Consider the following 16,816-nt stretch of genomic DNA (forward strand, 5'->3'; position numbering starts at 1 on the left):
GACTCCGGAACGGAAACTTAGATAGCGGCGATTCGCAAAAATTCTTCGGCCACGAGCGACGCGCCGCCGACCAGGGCCCCGTCGATATCAGTCATGGCGAACAAACTGGCGGCATTGGCAGCCTTGACGCTGCCGCCGTACAACACTTGCACCTGCGCCGCGCCCAGCGCGCGCAGGGCGGCGCGGATCGCGCCATGGACTTCTTGCGCCTGCTCGGGGCTGGCGGTGCGGCCGGTGCCGATGGCCCAGACGGGCTCGTAAGCCAGGACCATGCGCGAAACCGTCTCCGCGCCCAGCGCCAGCACGGGCTTCAACTGGCGTTCGATCACGGCCAGCGTGTTGCCGGCTTCGCGGTCGGCCAGGGATTCGCCCACGCACACGACCGGCGTCAGGCCGGCGGCCAGCGCGGCCTGGGCCTTGGCGGCGACGATTTCGTCGGTCTCGCCGTGCAGCACGCGGCGCTCGGAATGGCCAGCCAGGGCCCAGCGGCAGCCGAATTCCTTCAGCATGGCGCCGGAGACTTCCCCGGTGTAGGCGCCCTTGTCATGGGCGCTGACGTCTTGCGCGCCCCAGGACACGCTGCTGCCGGTCAGGGCCGACGCCGCCTGCGCGAGATAGGGAAACGGTACGCAGATGCCGATTTCGCAGTGGCTCGCAGCATCCGCGGCGCGCAGCTCGGTCAGCAACGCGGCGTTCTCGGCCAGGTTGCCGTGCATCTTCCAGTTGCCCAGCACGAGGCGGGCGCGGTTTTCGACTGAAGTCATGGCGAGGTATCTGTATCGGTTGGGCTGGGGCGAGCCAGAGGCTGCTTAGCAACCGCCCACAGGTCTGCCTGGAAAAAATTCCAGGCGAAACCCGTGATTGTATCCTGTTGCGGGACGCTACGCCGGGCGTCCCCCCATTTCTTACATGGTCAGGATGATTTTGCCGATATTTTCACCGCTTTCCATCATGGCATGGGCGCGCGAAGCCTCGGCCAGCGGGAAAGTGGCGTGCACGATGGGCTTGATGGCCCCTTTTTCCAGCAGGGGCCAAGCCTGCTCGCGCAACGCGCGGGCGATGGCCCCCTTGAAGGCGACCGGACGGGGACGCAAGGTGGAACCCGTGATGGTCAGGCGGCGGCGCATGACCTGGGCCGTATCGACATTGGCGTGCGCGCCGCCCAACTGGGCGATGATGACGATGCGGCCGTCGTCGGCCAGGCACTGCATGTCGCGGCCGATGTAATCGCCGGCCACCATGTCCAGGATCACGTCCACGCCGCGTCCGCCGGTGGCGTCCAGCACTTCCTTCACGAAATCCTCGGTCTTGTAGTTGATGCCGCGCTCGGCGCCCAGCGCTTCCACCGCACGGGCCCGGTCGTCGCTGCCGACCGTGGCGTAGACCTTGTGGCCCATGGCGCGGGCCAACTGGATGGCCGTGGTGCCGATGCCGCTGGCGCCGCCGTGCACCAGCAGGGCCTCGCCTTCGGACAGGCGGCCGCGGTCGAACACGTTGCTCCAGACAGTGAAGTAGGTTTCCGGCAGGCCGGCGGCCTCGATGTCGGACAAGCCCTTGGGAATGGGCAGGCATTGCGCCGTGGGCGCAACACAGTATTCGGCGTAGCCGCCGCCCGCCACCAGGGCGCAGACCTTGTCGCCCAGCGCGTAGCCGCTGCCGGCCAGGTCGCCGCCGACGATCTCGCCGGCCACTTCCAGGCCCGGCAGGTCCGAGGCGCCGCGCGGCGGCGCGTAATTGCCTTTGCGCTGGAACACGTCGGGGCGGTTGACACCCGCGGCGCTCACTTTGATCAGGACTTCACCCGCGCCGGTTTCCGGCGTGGGGCGTTCCACGGGGACCAGGACCTCGGGGCCACCAGGGCGAGAGATTTCTACGGCGTGCATCGCGTGCCTCCTTTGCAGCAAATAGATTATTATTGCGCCCTTTACGGCGTATCGCGCTTTCGCCCGGGCAGATTGTTTGCCTGATGGCCGCAGTGCAGGACAATACGCCGTCAAAGCTGTATCCAGTCAGCAGCAGAGCAATCCCCGGAAGCGTGGCAGAGTGGTCGATTGCACCGGTCTTGAAAACCGGCAACGGGCAACCGTTCGTGAGTTCGAATCTCACCGCTTCCGCCAGACCTCCTTTGCGCCGGCCGGCCCGCGCCGCGCGGCCGCAATCACTCCCGCACAGATTCCCGCGCCATGCCGGCGAGCGCCTTGGACATGTTCTCCACGACCGGGCCGCAATCCCCCGCGCCGTGACGCGATGCCACGTACTTCGGGTCGTTGTAGCCCAGCCAGACCTGTCCGCCCGCATCCTGCCAGGCCAGCGCCTTGAGCGGCAAATCGATGCCGGCTGACTGCGCGCATTCCATCAGGGGCGTGCCTCCCTGGGCATTGCCGAACACCAGCAGTTCAGTCGGCCGCAGCGTCTTGCCCACTGCCGCCGCGCCCGCCGCGTGATCCAGGCGTAGAAATATATTGAGTCCCCGGGACTTGGCCGCCGCCTCGAAGCGATCGATGGTTTCCTTGACGCTGACGGGGCTGCGCAAGACGGTCAAGCCATCGGGCGCGGCGGCAGCGCCGGCGGCGCCGGCCACCGATGCGAAGCAGCATGCGGCAAAAATAGTCCTAATGCGCAAACCAATCATATCCACCTCCTTTGATGTCGTTTCCGGCCGGGAACGGCTGGACGACCTAGTTCACGAAGACGTCCGAGTCTTCAGAAAAACGTGCAGCAAATGGTCCAGAGAGACACGGCCAGGCCCGATGGCGATCAAGGCAATCGCCATGGCCGCCCAAGGCAGATGAAAGCTCGCCCATCCCTCGGGCACGATGAGCTGGATCACCGCCGTCATGGCCAGCAAGCCCAGGGCGCCCAGGCGCGTGGCCAGGCCCAGCATCAGCAGAACGGGCAGAGCGATTTCCGCCATGCCCACAACGAGGGCAAGCGCATGCGGCGCTGGCAGGCCATAGACTTGCCCAAAGACATGCAACTTGAATTCCTCCTCGAACAGAAAACCCGCGGCCGGCGACAGCGACAGGAATCCATCCCACTTGGTGAGGCCCGATCTGAAGAAGGGTAACGCAAGCGCAATCCGGAGCGGCAGCGGCGCAGCTGCCCGGGCCGCCTTTTCCATCCAGTCAAGCGCGCGGCCGAACAGGCAGGAAACATGGAGCGCCCTAAGCATGGCGGCTCCCGCCCCGACCCGAATCCACACCAACAACCGCGCCCATCCGAATCAATGCCTCCAGATTCTCCGCAAGGTCGAAGCCCGGATCGGCAGCAAGGGCGATCTGCGTGGCCTGCAATAACGTCAGGCCCTGCCCAAGCGCGATCGCGAAGTCGTGGCTCGCGGGCAGCACCTGCCGGATATCCACCTCTGCGTCCGGGCGCAGCACCAGGGTGTCCTGGCTTTCCGAAATATCGACTGGCGCTGGCACGCCGCCAGCGGTGTTCATGCGCCAGATGGTGAATGCAGGAAAGCGCGAGCGCACCGTCCGGATGGACGGATGCAAGCGGAACCGCAAGAAAGGCGCCTGGCCAAACGGCACTTCCGTGAGCGCGCCGGGATCGAGCGAGGCCTCGTCGCGCTCGTGATACGCCTCGGTCGCGGCGCGCTCGATGCGGGCGACGTCGGCGAGATACGGCAAGGCGGCAGCGGGCGCGAAGGACTCGATGTAGTCCGGGAATCCGGCGCCGTAGCGCAGCAGCACCGGCGACGCCGGCGGCCGTGCAGCCGCGAACAACCGGGCCATCATTGCGAAGAACTCGTCTCCCACCAGCTTGGCGACGCAGGGAAAGCTCACCCGCAGCGCCTCGGTCAGTCCGACAAGAACATTGTCTCTGTACACGGCGAACCGCCTGGCGCTCGGCGCTCCCCCAGGTCCGAGCAGCCGTGGCGGCACCGGCTGGCCGGGATCGAGCAGCGCTGCGGCGAACTCCCGTTGGCGCTCAGCCCAATGTGCCATAGCGTCGCTCCCGCACGTTCGACAAGTGCATCAGCGCCTCGGCCATTACTGCCTCCGCGTGCAGCTCGGGCCATGCAGGCACATTGGCATCCCGCTCGATCAGCGTGGGCACTGGCCCCACGCGCTGGATGACTTGCCGGAACAGGTCCCACACCGGTTGGTCCACGCACCGGTCATGCGAGTCGATCAGCAAAGCGCGCCCGTCCTCGTCCAACTGGGGGGAATTGCCGGCCAGATGGATTTCCTGAACGCAAGCCAGGGGAAAGTCGTGGAGGTAGCCGCGCGCATCCCATTGCTGATTGGTGCAGGCCACGTGCACGTTGTTCACGTCCAGCAGCAGACCGCATCCGGTGCGCCGGGCGGTCTCCCGGATGAAGTCTGGCTCCCGCCAGGAGCTTTCCTCGAACCAGAGATACGTCGACGGGTTCTCCAGCAGCATCTGGCGGCCCAATTCGGTCTGCACCTGGTCGACGTGCTGGCAGATGCGGTCCAGCGCGGCGTCGGTGTACGGCAGCGGCAACAGGTCGCCAAAGTAGCTGGTCCCGTGCGCAGACCAGGCCAGGTGTTCGGAAAACAGGCCGGGCTCGTAGCGCCGGATCAGCGCCTTCAGCCGCTTCAAATGCTGCGGATCCGGCGGCCTAGCGCCGCCTATGGACAGGCCCACGCCGTGCAGCGACAAGGGATAGCGGTCACGAATCGCCGTCAACTGGCGATGAGGAGGACCGCCGGACCCCATATAGTTCTCGGCGTGGACTTCAAAAAAACCGATATCCGGCGAGGTCTCTATGATGCTGCGGCAGTGCTCGGGTTTGAGGCCCACGCCAGTGCGGGCAGGAATGTCCTGCCCCCGGGCGTATGCGACATGGTGGTCGTTCATGGCGATCCTCTCTTGAAGCGTGGCGGACCGGGCGAAACGCCGACCGCCAGGCGTCTGCCTCAGGCGGGCTTGGCTTCCAGGCTGCCCTTGCCGGCAGGCGTGGCGATCGTGGTGCAGGTCCCTTGCGGAACCAGCTTCCACGCATTGCCCTGGTAGTCAGCCGTACTGGTGCCCGCGCAGCTGGTGCCTGCGCCGGCATAGCAATCGTTCTGGCCTTTGAGCGCGACGCCATAGCACTTTTCGTACTTGCCGGCCTTCATCTTTTCCATGGTCTTGGCCTGGTTCTCCTGCATTTTCTTTTCCATGTCGGCCTTGCTCATCGTGCCCTGCGCAAGCGCAGGCGCAGCGAAAGCGCTCATGGCGGCGGCGAAGGCGGTGGCCACGGCCACCGACAGCATGCGGTTCGATACTGGGTTGGACATTTCGATCTCCTGACAGAGGGAAGCGGCCGGGTCAGCTCCGGGAATCGGCTGACAACGACCTGCCTCAACCCCTAAGAGGAGGGAAGCGGGCAAAACGGTTCGCGGGAATGAAAAAAAATTCCACAGGGTTGCGCCCGGAGCCGGCCGTGCGTGCCCCTGTTACTTCCCTGGAGCGCGCGACGCCGGGGCCGGCCCCGTGCTGAGCATGTACTCGCGCACCAGCTCACGGGCGCGGTGCAGCCGGCTCTTGACCGCGCCGGGCTGCTCGCCCAAGCGGGCTGCGATCTCGGCAATGGTCAATTCCTCGAAGTCGCGCAACAACACGACCTCGAGATAGTGGGCCGGCAACGACTCCAGGGCATTGGCGAGGTCTATCCTGAGCTCGTCGTCGGGCCGGTGCAGCAGTTGCTCCTCCGCCGCCTCGTCCGGCAGCGGGTCGGTCTTGAACATGATGCGGGCGAGCTTGCGGCACTCGCGCTTGACGACCATGAACAGCCAGGACGAAAAAGCGGCCGCGGCTTTCAGTCCGCTGACCTTGCGGGAAATGATCAGCAGCGACTCCTGGACGGCGTCATCCACATCGCTGGCCACGCAGTGCTTGTAGGCATAGCGGCGCGCATCGGCCTGGCAGACTGCCAGCAGGCGCGCCAATGCGGCCGCGTCGCCGGTCTGCGCGGCGATGATCAGATTATTGCGGTCGCTGGTTTGATCGCCCACGCTTGTCTCCTGTGTCTTGCGCACTGGCAAACCGGAGCCGTGCACCTTCGATCTTGCGGCAAGCTACAGACTACCGTACGAATGAAGCCTCGACAGGAACATATCCCCCCAATCTGCTGATTCCGCGCCCCGCGTTGCCGTCCGGATCAGGGATTTCCGTCCCGCGCCCCGTCGCGGGATTCCCCACCCGCCAGCGCCGCGTTCAGATAGCCCTGGCCGAGCTCGCTGAACGACAGCGACGCCGCAGCCAGCCTGCCGGCATCGTCCATCTTGCTCCAGGTCTTCTGCAACACCGCGACGACCTTGTCCGGATAGCGGTCGCAGAAATCCTCGTACTGACGCTCCAGGAACACCAGGCATAGTGCGTTCTCCATGCATTGCACGTCGGCATCGCGCTTGATGCCATGCTTGCGCACGATCTTCAGCACTGCCTGCACGGTTTCCGCATCATGTCCCGCGGTCGCGAGCAGTCTTGCGGCGATGCCCGCGTGATGCTCCTTGAGCGTATTGCGCCATTGCAGATAGCCCGCCCTGCCGGCGGGACAGGCGTCGCGCGGCACCTCCCAGCGGCCGATGTGCTGGCAACGGGCAGCCAGGCGCAAGGCAGTGCCGGCCTGCGGCGCCAACTTCAGCACCCAGCCGTGAAGGAATTGGGCGTGCAGCCATTCACGCGGCTGCATCGCGCCATCCCAGGAAAGCAGGTTGGGATCACGCCGGTTGTAGTCATCGAACAGCTGCAAGGCGCGCTGCAGCGGCGCATTCTCAGCGTCCGTCGGGGTGGGCGGGAATTCCATTCCAAACTCCTGTCTCGTCTTCAGTCAGATAGCAGCCGGGATCTTCGGCCCAGAGATCGCCCGAGTGCTTCCGCGCACGGATGCGCGTATTGCCGCTGCAGATCTCCAGAAAATCCGCTCCATGGCGGCCCGCGTAGTTCAAGTGCGAAAAGTAGCGCAGACGCAGAGGTGCGCCGGCCGCAAGCGCCGTGTTTCCCTCGCGGTTCGCCGAATGCCGCCACAAGGCGTAGTATGAGGATAGCTGCTGTTCACGCTCCTAGGGCCGCGCGGACTCGCGCCGCCCTCCACACCCTCAGGAGGTCGTCATGTACAAGCACATACTCATCCCCATCGACGGTTCCGCACGGGCCTATGCCGGCCTGGCGCAAGGGCTGGGCCTGGCCAGCGCCCTGGGCGCCAGCGTCACCGTGTTGACGGTATACAGCGCCTTCCGCCCGACTTCCATGGAAACCGTGCACCTGGAAGGCGTGCACACAGAGTATGAACGCGAGGCCACGGAATCAGCCAGGTCGTACTTGTCGCAAGCCGCCGCGCAGGCCGACGCGGCAGGCGTGCCCTGCACCACCGAAATGCGCGAAAGCAACAACCCGGCACAGACCATCATCGACGTCGCCATGACGCAAGGCTGCGACCTGATCGCCATGGCCTCGCGCGGCCACGGCGGGCTGGCGGCCGTGCTGTTGGGCAGCCAGACGCAAAAGGTGATGGCGCATTCGACGCTGCCGGTGATCGTCTACCGCTGAGGCGGGCGTCTCGCGCGTCCCAGCGCTATGCTGCGGCCAGCGCCCCGTAGGTCTTGGGAATGCCGGCGGCCGCCACGCCGCTGCGCAGATGTTCTTGGGGCAGCGCCGCTGCCAGCAAGGTGCGCGCCGCCAATAGCCGCGGCAGATCCACGCCCGTCCGGTACCCCATGCTTTCCAGCATGAAGACCAGGTCTTCGGTGACGATGTTGCCCGACGCGCCGGGCGCGAAGGGGCAGCCGCCCAGGCCGCCCAGGCAGGAATCAAAAGCGCGGATGCCCTCGTTCAGGCCGGCCAGCGCATTGGCCAGGCCCAGCCCCATCGTGTCGTGCAGGTGCAGCTTGACCAGCCGCGCGCCCACGGCGTCCTGCGTGGCGCGCACCGCGTCGCGCACCAGTGCAGGATGGGCGTAGCCCACGGTATCGGCCAGCGCGATCTCATCGGCGCCCGCCAGCGCGGTGGCGGCGGCCACCCGCGCCACCCGGCCCACCGGCACCGCGCCTTCAAGTGAACAACCGAAGGCCGTGGCGACCGCCGCGTCGATGCGCATGGGCCTCGGCTGCGCCCGCGCCCAATCGACAATCGACGCCAGCACGTCCACCTGCGCGTCGGTGCCCTTGCCCACGTTGGCGCGGCTATGCGTGTCGCTGACCGAAACGGGAAACGACAGCGCGTGCGCGCCGGCCTCGTAGGCAGCGATGGCGCCCTTAAGGTTGCAGACCAGCGCGACCACGGTCAGGCCGTCGATCTTCAAGACTTCGGGCAGGACCGCGCCGGTATCGGCCATCTGCGGCACCAGCCGCGGCGACACAAAGCTGCCCGCCTCGATCTCGCGCAGGCCGGCGTCGGCCAACTGCCGGATCCAGCGCAACTTGTCCGCCGCCGACATCATGCCCTTGGCCATTTGCAGCCCGTCGCGCGGACCCACTTCGCAAAGCCTGATTTCCTGGTTCATGTGCTGTCCTATCCTGTTTACTGCTGCACCACGATGCCCGCGCTCTCGATGGTCTGGCGCGCCTTGCCGATGTCCGACTGGATCAGCGCGGCGAACTGCTCGGTGGATACCGGATCGGTTTCCAGTCCTTGCGCCGCCAGCGCCTCCTGCACGTCCTTGCGCGCCAGCAGCTTGTTGAAGTCACTGTTCAGGCGCGACACGATGGCCGGCGGCGTCTTGGCCGGGGCCAGCACGCCGTAATAGGTCACCACGCTGAAATCCTTGTAGCCCAGCTCCGCCACCGTGGGCACGTCCGGCAGCGCCGGGTTGCGCTTGGGCGAAGTCACCGCCAGCGCGCGCACCTTGCCGGACTTGATGAGCGTGGCCGCCGACGAGATCGAGGAACCCGCGAACTGCAAATGCCCGCCCATGAGGTCCGCCAGCGCCGGCGCCGAGCCCTTGTACGGCACGTGTTGCATCTTGAAGCCGGCCGCATGCTGCAGCATTTCGATAGCGATGTGCACGCCCCCGCCCGTGCCCGAGGTACCGTAGGAGATCTTGTTGGGATCTTTCTTCGCGGCGTCGATGACTTCGGGCAAGGTCTTGTACGGCGAGTTCTCCGACACCAGCAGCACCATCGGCGTGGTGGCCACCAGCGCCACCGGGGCCAGGTCCTTGACCGGGTCGTACGCCACCTTCATCAGCAGCGGAATCAAGGTGACGTTGTCGGACTGGCCGATCACCAGGTCATAGCCCTGCGCCGGCGAACGCGCGGCCTCGGCCAGGCCCAGCGCCGTGCCCGCGCCCGGCTTGTTCTCGGGGATGACCGACCAGCCGTTGAGCTCATGCAGCTTGGTGCTCATCAAGCGCCCGATGTAGTCGGTGCCTCCGCCCGGCGTGGACGGGATGATGATGCGGATGGGCTTGCTGGGGTAGTCCTGGGCGTGTGCGGCACAGGCGACGGCCAGCGCGGCCACCGCGAATAGTTTGCGGATCATCTTGTCTCCTCTTGGATGAATGTCTTGGCGGTCTGCGCCGCCTCGACCGATATCGGGCGCTAAAGCTCCCTTATGCAATCACTCCGGCTGTGCGCAGGGCCTCGATGCGCGCGGCATCCCAGCCCAGCCCCTGCAGGATGGCCTGCGTATCGCCGCCTTGCCGCGGTGGATCGGAACGCTTGCCGGCCTTCAGGCCGTCGAATTCGATGGGCAGCGCGGCCGCGGATATCTCGCCGCCGTCCGGCAGCCGGGTCTTCAACAGCGCGCCGCCGGCGTTCAGATGCGCGTCGTCCAGCAGGTCGTGCGGCTGGCGTATCGGACCGTAAGACAGTCCGGCCGCCTCCAGCGCCGCGCACAGCTCGTCGGTCTTCCAGGTCTTCAGGATCTCGCCCACGCCCGGCACCAACCAGGGCCGCGCGGCCTCGCGGTCGACGGCGGTGGCCAGGCGCGGATCCGCGGCCCACTCGGGCGGCAGGAATTTCTGGGCAAAGTTGCGCCACTGCGCATCGCCGACGACGGCGACGAACACCCGTCCGTCCGCGGTCTCGAACACGTCGTACACGCCCCAGGGCGGCCGGCGTTCCGCGCCCATGGGCTTGGGCGCCGCGCCGGTCAACTGGAACTGGGCGATGAACTGCGCGACCAGCAGCAAGTTGTTCTCGAACAGGCCGGAGCGCACGTGCCGGCCGCGCCCGGTGGCGTGGCGGTCGTGCAGCGCCGCCAGCGCGCCCACCACGCCGAAGGTGCCCCCCAGGATGTCGTTGACCGAGGCCGCGACGCGCTGCGGCGTATCCGCCCCGCCGTTGATGTAGGCCAGCCCGCCCATCATCTGCACCACTTCGTCGAGCGCGGTACGCTGCTTGTAGGGGCCGGACAGAAAACCCTTGAGCGACACGTAGATCAGCCCGGGGTTCTCGGCGGACAACGACTCGTAGTCCAGCCCGTACTGGGCCAGGCTGCCGTCGCGGAAATTCTCCACCACCATATCGGCCTGCAAGGCCAGCTGGCGCACCACGGCCTGCCCTTCGCGGGTCTTCAGGTCGATCGCCAGGCTCTGCTTGTTGCGGTTGAAGACCGGGAAATAACCGCTGCCCGAGCCTTTCAGCCGGCGGGTGCGATCACCTTCTATCGGTTCCACCTTGATGACTTCGGCGCCCAGGTCCGCCAGCGCCAGGCCGGCCGCCGGGCCCATGATCATGTGGGACAGCTCCAGCACCTTGATGCCGCGCAGCGGCAATTCGGTGTGGTCCATGAAGGGTGAAGCCGGTGTTGCTGCCATCTGCATATCCTCGGGCCTGACGCGATGAAGAACGGGCGGCGGAGTGAGCCGATGCCCCTATTCCTCCATCATCGACGGCAAGCCGGACCGGTGGGTAGCGGTCTTTCAGCACCGGGGCATTCTCGTTTGGGAACGTTCGGGAAAGCCCTGAGCCCCGCGACAATCAGGCTGCGTCGGCCACGCCTAGGTGCGCCAGCAGCACGCGGGCAGCAGGCGGCAAGGCCTCCAGCCCCAGCACGGCAATGCACAAGGAAGTGCTGGACCAGGCTCCGGAGAGCGGAATGAAGCGGATGTCCAGATTGGCGTGCCGCGCCTTGAGATACATGGGCACCACGGCCACGCCCATGCCGCGCGCCACCAGCATGCAGATGGTTTCATGCGAGCTGACCCGGGCGCTGATGCGCCGCGCCACGCCCGCATCCTGCGCCGCCTGCTGGAACACCGCGCTGATGCCATTGTCGCGGTTCAGCTCGATCTGCTCGAAGGGCAATAGCTGCGCGTAGTCCAGCGTGTCGCGGTCGGCCAGCAGATGCTGCCCGGGCACCACCGCCGCCAGATCGCAGCGGCCGCAAGCAAAGACCTGCAAGCCGTCATGGCCGAAGTCGGAACCCACCGCCACGTCGGCCTGCCCGTCCAGCACCGCGCGGAACACTTCCTGGGTGGTGCCCTCTTCCAGCGAAATGTCGATCTGGGGATAGGCGCGGCGGAAGGACTGGATCTGCGCCGGCAATTCGCCAGACAGGGCCGCCACACTGACGGCCAGCCGGATGCTGCCGCGCACGCCGGTGGCAAAGCCCGCCATCTCGCGGCGCATGCGGTCCATGCTCTGCAACACCATGCGCACATGCGTGGCCAGGGCATTGCCCGCCGGCGTGGGCTGCACGCCCTTGACCCCGCGTTCCAGCAGCGGCACCCCGAAGGCGTCCTCCATCTCCGACATGCGCTTGCTGACGGCGGAAGGAACGATGTTCTCGCGGGCGGCGGCGCGCGCCAGGCTGCCCTCTTCCAGCGCCGCCAGGAACAGGCGCAGAGAGACGGGATCGATATCGCGGGGATGTGGCGCAGGGGACTGGACGGGTTTCATGCCCGGAAGTGTCGTGCTTTGCGCCCGCCCAGGGATCGGGGTTTTCCCGGTAACATCCGCACTCCCCACGCTCATGCGGTTTTCTCGCGCCGCCACCGCCGCCCATGCAATGCCCCCGCTGCAACTGGCAGAACCCGGCCTCCAATACCCTGTGCTTCAGCTGCAATACGCCGCTGACCGCCCCGGCAGCGGCCGCGCCTGCCGCAAAGACGGCAAAAGCGGCCAAGCCCGCCCAGACCCGCGCCGGCAATGCGCCGGTCTTCCCCGGCATTTGGCCCCGGCTGGGCGCCACCGCGATCGACGCCGCCGTGATGGTAGCGGCGATGATCGGATTCAGCACGGCCGCCAACCTGACCTACGAATCGCTGGCTGGCGATCCGCGCCCCGTCCTGCTGGCGATGGCCGCCGGCTTCATCGGCCTGATGCTGCCGGCGCTGATGGACGCCTGGGGCGGCGGGTCCCCGGGCAAGCGGCTGCTGAAGCTGCGCGTCGTGAACCGCAATGGCGACAATCCCGGCGTCCTGCGCGCCAGTTGGCGCCACTTGATGAAATACGTGCTGAACCTTGCCCTGCCCGGCATCTTCTACCGCATCCAGCGCACCATCTTCGGCGACCGCGCCATGCATAACTGGATCTCGGGCAGCTACGTGGTGTCCAGCCAGGCAGACCCGCGAGCCATCCGGCCCGCCATCGCCAAGACCCGCTCCATCACGGGCGCGGGCAAGTTCATCTTCACCGTGCTGGGGGTGCTGGCGCTGGTGGCGGGCGGCATGATCATCGGCGCCATCGTCATGGACTCGAAGCAGGAAGACAACCCCTTGCGCGCCGAGGTGATCCACCTGGACCTGGTATCGCAACCGGTGCGCATGCTGGCCGAGAACCATTACCGGCGCACCGGGGCCTACGCCCCGGACATGGCGGCGCTTGGCGTCACTCCGGAATCGTTGAAAAGCAGCGGCTTCAGCGCGCTGAGCCTGAATCCGGTCAACGGCGTGCTGCGCTTCACCATCGCCGGAGAGCCCGGCACCGCCGACGCCCCCGCGTTGAGCGGCAAGCACCTGGTCTACCTGCCCGAACTGCGCTCGGAAAAGAAGGGCGGCGGCATCCGCCGCTGGCAATGCGGCAGCGACGACATCCCGCGCGCCGACCGCCCCTACAGCTGCCGCCACGAAGCCGGCGCCTCGGCACCCTAGTCCCGACACGGAATCCCGCGCATGTCCAGCCTGATCGAATCCATCCATCGCGCCGACGACGGCGACGAGCACGCGCAAATGCTGGCGCTGTGCGAACAGGGGCTGCGCGAACAGCCCGCCTCCGCCCTCATGTGGGCGCTGCGCGCCCGCTATCACGACAAGCGCAACGCCCATGCCGCGCGCCAAGCCGATCTGGACCGGGCGCTGGCGCTGGACCCGCATTGCGGCGACGCCATCCGCGTCCAGTGCACCGCGCTCTACAACGCGGGCGAACGGCAGGAAGCCTGGCGCATCCTGCGCGACGCCCAGCAGCGCGCGCCCTCGCACTTCGGGCTGCTGATGGCGCAGGCCTATCTGCTGATCAACGACCGCCGCCTGGACGAGGCCATCGCATGCTGGACCCGCGCCGCGCAATTGCGTCCATCCACCGGCGCGCCGCATTGCTACATCGCGTCCAACCTGGCCAATGCCGGACGCCACGCCGAGGCCGAGCCCCATTTCCGGCGCGCGACCTCGCTGGCGCCGGGCAACGGCATGTTCCTGTACGACGCCGGCAATACCTATCGCAGCCTGGGCGACCTGCGCACCGCCATCGCGATGTTCGACCGCGCCCGCGCGATTCTGGGCGAGCAGAACGCCATCCAGCACAACCGCGCCTCGTGCCTGCAAGCGCTGGAACGCCACGCGGACGCGGTCGAGGAATGGACCAGCCTGCTGCGCCGCGAACCCGACTGGGACTGGCCTCTGGAGGGCAAGGCGCGCTCCCTGCACCGGCTGGGCCGCGCGGACGAAGCCGTGCCGCTATGGCGGCATCTGGACGCGCTCTCGGACAGCGGCTGGGAAGGCCGCAGGGAACAGGCTCGCGAGTACGTGCGCAGCGGCGATCCGGAACTGGCCGAGCAAGCGCTGCAAGGGCTGGACCCGATGACCAGCGACGATGCCCAACTGCTGTTCGTGGCCGGCAACGCGCAACGCGACCAGCGCAACTGGGACGAAGCGTTGGCCTACTACCTGCAGGGCTACGAGCTGGCGCCCGACAACGACTTCCTGCCCGGTAATGCGGCTGACATGCTGAACCGGCTGGAACGTCACGACGAAGCCTTGCCGCTTTCTGAGGTGGCGATCTCGTTGGATCCTGACTGGCTGAAGTGGCGCCGCTCCCGCATCGAAGCGCTGACCCATCTGGGCCGCGCGGACGAGGCCATGGCCGATGCCGACCGCGCCATGGCGCGCTGGCCCGATGACGGCGCCCTGCACGCCGAACGCATCAACGCGCTGATCGCGGCCAAGCGCCACGACGAAGCGCTGGCGGCCTGCGACCGCCTGATCGCGATGGATCCGGAGTACCGCAGCTGGGCGCTGTTTTCGCGCGGCCAGGCCTACGGCGAGATGAAGCGCCATGCGGAGTCCGCCATGGCCTATCGCCAGGCCGCCGCAGCCTATCAACAGAACGGCAAGCCGCAGTACCAGGAGTTGTCCTTGAACAATGCCTTGGCCGCGGAACAGGCCGCCGCCGCGCCGCGCGGCCTGCTGGGCCGGCTGTTCGGACGCAAGTAGGCCGCGTGCCTACCCGGCGCGCTCCCATTCATAGCCGTTCAACAAGCCCAGCAAGCCGCGCCTCGCAGCCGCCACCGCCTCATCGCGCAAGGCGTCGGGACGCCAGCCCATTTCGATGGCGTACCCCGGCATGGCGACCGGACAAGGCAGCATGCGCAGGCCGGACGCCGCCGCCAAACCGCGCGCCGCATGCGCGGGCAGGGTCGACAGGGCATCGCTGCCCGGCAGCAGGAAGGCCAGCGCCGAGAAATGCGTGGTCGAGGCCTGCACCCGGCGCGTCAGCCCCAGCCCATGCAGCACTTCATCCACCACGCCGATGAATCCGCCGGACGACACCAGGATGTGCTGGCGGCGGACGAATTCCTCCAGCGACAGGGTCGTCTGCCCCGGCGCCAGGCTGGCGGGGTCCAGCAGGCAGGCATAGCCGCCCTGTCCGACCGTCACGCGCTGCAAGGCATGCGCGGCCAGTCCGCCCGAGGCGATCACCAGATCGGCCTCGCGCGCCATCAGCATGTCGGCCGCCAGCCGGCTGTGGGTCTGCCGGAAGATGATGCGCAGGCCGGGCGCGCTTTGCGCCAGCGCGCGGATCGCGTCCCGCCCCAAGGCGATCTCGAAATCGTCCGACAGGCCCAGCGTGACCGACCTGCCGGCAAAGCCCGCCGCGCCGGGACGCGCCAGCGACAGGCTCTGTCGGCACTTGTCCAGCGCCTCGCCGATAACGGGCCGCAACTCGCGCGCCCGCAGGCTGGGCGTCAGCCCCCGGCCCGTGCGCGTGAACAGCGGATCGCCATAGAGCCCGCGCAGGCGCCCCAGCGCCGCGCTGACGGCCGACTGCGTCACACCCAGGCGCAGCGCGGCGCGCCCGGCTCCGCCCTCGTCGTAGATGGCCTCGAAGACCTTGAGCAGGTTCAGGTCCGCCGATTCGATATCAATCTGGTTCATATCATTTATCTCTGACCAGGATTGATTGATTTTAGAGCCGGTCTGACACTGAAGCCTGTTTCTACTCCACCCGAGCCCCGCCATGACCACGAAAACCGTCGCCGCATTGCAGATCGGCTCCTCGCCCGCAGGCCGCGCCCGCACCCTTGAAGACATCCTGGCCTACGAAAGCGAAATCGCCGCCTCGGGCGCCTCGCTCGTGGTCATGCCCGAAGCACTGCTGGGCGGCTATCCCAAGGGCGAGATCTTCGGCACCCGCCTGGGCTATCGCCTGCCCGAAGGCCGCGAGGCCTTTGCCCGCTACTACGAAAACGCCATCGACGTGCCCGGCCCCGAAACCGAGGCGCTGGCGGCCTTGTCGCAGCGCACCGGCGCCAGCCTGGTCGTGGGCGTGATCGAACGCGGCGGCCACACGCTGTACTGCACCGCCCTGTTCTTCGAACCCGCCACCGGCCTGGCCGCCAAGCACCGCAAGCTCATGCCCACTGGCACCGAACGCCTGATCTGGGGCCAGGGCGACGGCTCGACCCTGCCGGTGGTCGACAGCGGGGCCGGCCGCATCGGCGGCGCCATCTGCTGGGAAAACCACATGCCGCTGCTGCGCACCGCCATGTACGCCAAGGGCGTGGAAATCTGGTGCGCCCCCACCGTGGACGAGCGCGACATCTGGCAATGCTCGATGCGCCACATCGCCCATGAAGGCCGCTGCTTCGTGGTCAGCGCCTGCCAGGTGCAGCCCTCGCCCGCCGAGCTGGGCCAGGACGTGCCGGGCTGGGACGCTAACCGGCCTCTGATCAACGGCGGCTCGGTCATCGTCGGCCCGCTGGGCGACGTGCTGGCGGGTCCCTTGCGCGGCAAGGCCGGCCTGCTGACCGCCCAGATCGACATGGCGGAACTGGTGCGCGCCCGCTACGACTTCGACGTGGTGGGCCACTATTCGCGCCCCGACGTCTTCGCGCTGACGGTGGATGAACGCCCGCGCCCTGCCGTGCGCTTCGTCTCCTGAGCGCCAGCGCCCAGGGGCCCGCATTCCGGCTCCCTGACGCCGGGATGGTATAGTCTCGCCCGCTGCCGGCCCTTCCGGGACCGCGCAACGCCCGAGTGGTGAAATTGGTAGACACAAGGGACTTGAACTAATTTGAGCCCTTTGGGGGAAACTCCAAAGGTGTAGCCCGTCAAACTCGGCGAATGCCCTGGACCCGTTCCGAGCCAACGCCGAGCCAAGCCCTGGTCGCAGACCGGGGAAGGTGTAGAGAGCAGACGGCGGGCACCTAAGGCCAGAAGGCTAAGGTGAAGGCGTGCTCCAGACCACGAACAGCGCAACCG

18 protein-coding genes and 1 tRNA gene are annotated in these 16,816 nt (G+C 67.3%); 5 read left to right on the forward strand and 14 right to left on the reverse strand.

The genetic code is table 11. From position 1 onward, the window contains the following. Window positions 1–17 precede the first annotated feature (17 nt). Window positions 18–764, reverse strand: a complete 747-nt coding sequence (gene tpiA, locus IPU70_RS16290) for a triose-phosphate isomerase (protein WP_207468678.1) — start codon at window positions 762–764, stop codon at window positions 18–20. A gap of 141 nt (window positions 765–905) precedes the next feature. After that, window positions 906–1,883 carry an NAD(P)H-quinone oxidoreductase gene (locus tag IPU70_RS16295; protein ID WP_207468680.1) on the reverse strand — a complete coding sequence of 326 codons (978 nt, stop codon included), beginning with the start codon at window positions 1,881–1,883 and terminating at the stop codon, window positions 906–908. Window positions 1,884–2,029: 146 nt separating this feature from the next. On the opposite strand from IPU70_RS16295, the gene IPU70_RS16300 reads away from it, so the two are divergent. Then, window positions 2,030–2,117, forward strand: a tRNA-Ser gene (locus IPU70_RS16300). A gap of 41 nt (window positions 2,118–2,158) precedes the next feature. Here the strand turns inward: IPU70_RS16300 and IPU70_RS16305 are convergent. The 7 genes from IPU70_RS16305 to IPU70_RS16335 all read right to left on the reverse strand — a co-directional run bounded on the left by IPU70_RS16305 (window position 2,159) and on the right by IPU70_RS16335 (window position 6,763). Further along, window positions 2,159–2,623, reverse strand: coding sequence for a DUF302 domain-containing protein (locus IPU70_RS16305; protein WP_242702532.1), 465 nt, complete (start codon window positions 2,621–2,623; stop codon window positions 2,159–2,161). A 60-nt stretch (window positions 2,624–2,683) separates the two neighbouring features. Then, entirely contained in the window at window positions 2,684–3,121 is a 438-nt protein-coding gene (locus IPU70_RS16310; RefSeq protein WP_242702533.1) for a DoxX family protein, read from the reverse strand. A 43-nt stretch (window positions 3,122–3,164) separates the two neighbouring features. Then, the gene (locus tag IPU70_RS16315; protein WP_207468683.1) at window positions 3,165–3,953 is read right to left on the reverse strand and encodes a DUF2063 domain-containing protein; all 789 of its coding nucleotides are present in this window, start codon (window positions 3,951–3,953) and stop codon (window positions 3,165–3,167) included. Beyond that, on the reverse strand, window positions 3,937–4,830 hold the full coding sequence (locus tag IPU70_RS16320) for a DUF692 domain-containing protein (protein WP_207468686.1): 894 nt from the start codon (window positions 4,828–4,830) through the stop codon (window positions 3,937–3,939). Before IPU70_RS16320 ends, IPU70_RS16315 begins: the two co-directional genes overlap by 17 nt. Before the next feature lie 59 nt (window positions 4,831–4,889). Beyond that, entirely contained in the window at window positions 4,890–5,135 is a 246-nt protein-coding gene (locus IPU70_RS16325) for a DUF2282 domain-containing protein (RefSeq protein ID WP_371818962.1), read from the reverse strand. Window positions 5,136–5,411: 276 nt separating this feature from the next. Continuing rightward, on the reverse strand, window positions 5,412–5,969 hold the full coding sequence (locus tag IPU70_RS16330; protein WP_207468688.1) for a sigma-70 family RNA polymerase sigma factor: 558 nt from the start codon (window positions 5,967–5,969) through the stop codon (window positions 5,412–5,414). 146 nt (window positions 5,970–6,115) lie between these two features. Then, complete coding sequence (locus tag IPU70_RS16335) at window positions 6,116–6,763, reverse strand: DUF4202 domain-containing protein (RefSeq protein ID WP_207468690.1); 648 nt, start codon at window positions 6,761–6,763, stop codon at window positions 6,116–6,118. A gap of 305 nt (window positions 6,764–7,068) precedes the next feature. Between IPU70_RS16335 and IPU70_RS16340 the strand changes: the two genes are divergently transcribed. After that, the gene (locus IPU70_RS16340; RefSeq protein WP_013391945.1) at window positions 7,069–7,506 is read left to right on the forward strand and encodes a universal stress protein; all 438 of its coding nucleotides are present in this window, start codon (window positions 7,069–7,071) and stop codon (window positions 7,504–7,506) included. A 25-nt stretch (window positions 7,507–7,531) separates the two neighbouring features. Here the strand turns inward: IPU70_RS16340 and IPU70_RS16345 are convergent, their stop codons facing one another. From IPU70_RS16345 to IPU70_RS16360, 4 genes are all read right to left on the reverse strand, one after another. Next, the gene (locus IPU70_RS16345; RefSeq protein ID WP_207468692.1) at window positions 7,532–8,458 is read right to left on the reverse strand and encodes a hydroxymethylglutaryl-CoA lyase; all 927 of its coding nucleotides are present in this window, start codon (window positions 8,456–8,458) and stop codon (window positions 7,532–7,534) included. Window positions 8,459–8,475: 17 nt separating this feature from the next. After that, window positions 8,476–9,435, reverse strand: a complete 960-nt coding sequence (locus IPU70_RS16350; protein ID WP_207468695.1) for a tripartite tricarboxylate transporter substrate binding protein — start codon at window positions 9,433–9,435, stop codon at window positions 8,476–8,478. Window positions 9,436–9,505: 70 nt separating this feature from the next. Continuing rightward, window positions 9,506–10,714 (reverse strand): CaiB/BaiF CoA-transferase family protein, encoded by a 1,209-nt coding sequence (locus IPU70_RS16355; protein ID WP_207468696.1) that lies wholly within the window; start codon window positions 10,712–10,714, stop codon window positions 9,506–9,508. 163 nt (window positions 10,715–10,877) lie between these two features. After that, window positions 10,878–11,798 (reverse strand): LysR family transcriptional regulator, encoded by a 921-nt coding sequence (locus IPU70_RS16360; protein ID WP_207468698.1) that lies wholly within the window; start codon window positions 11,796–11,798, stop codon window positions 10,878–10,880. 104 nt (window positions 11,799–11,902) lie between these two features. On the opposite strand from IPU70_RS16360, the gene IPU70_RS16365 reads away from it, so the two are divergent. Both IPU70_RS16365 and IPU70_RS16370 read left to right on the forward strand, forming a co-directional pair. Beyond that, entirely contained in the window at window positions 11,903–12,991 is a 1,089-nt protein-coding gene (locus IPU70_RS16365; RefSeq protein WP_207468700.1) for an RDD family protein, read from the forward strand. A gap of 21 nt (window positions 12,992–13,012) precedes the next feature. After that, complete coding sequence (locus IPU70_RS16370; protein ID WP_207468702.1) at window positions 13,013–14,548, forward strand: tetratricopeptide repeat protein; 1,536 nt, start codon at window positions 13,013–13,015, stop codon at window positions 14,546–14,548. Between the two features lie 9 nt (window positions 14,549–14,557). Here IPU70_RS16370 and IPU70_RS16375 read toward each other — a convergent pair whose 3' ends face one another. After that, window positions 14,558–15,490, reverse strand: a complete 933-nt coding sequence (locus IPU70_RS16375; protein WP_207468703.1) for a LysR substrate-binding domain-containing protein — start codon at window positions 15,488–15,490, stop codon at window positions 14,558–14,560. Between the two features lie 82 nt (window positions 15,491–15,572). Between IPU70_RS16375 and IPU70_RS16380 the strand changes: the two genes are divergently transcribed. Continuing rightward, window positions 15,573–16,496 (forward strand): carbon-nitrogen hydrolase family protein, encoded by a 924-nt coding sequence (locus IPU70_RS16380; RefSeq protein ID WP_207468705.1) that lies wholly within the window; start codon window positions 15,573–15,575, stop codon window positions 16,494–16,496. The last annotated feature ends 320 nt before the right edge of the window (window positions 16,497–16,816 follow it).

This window comes from Achromobacter sp. SD115, from assembly GCF_017355315.1.
Lineage (GTDB): Bacteria > Pseudomonadota > Gammaproteobacteria > Burkholderiales > Burkholderiaceae_B > Achromobacter > Achromobacter xylosoxidans_B.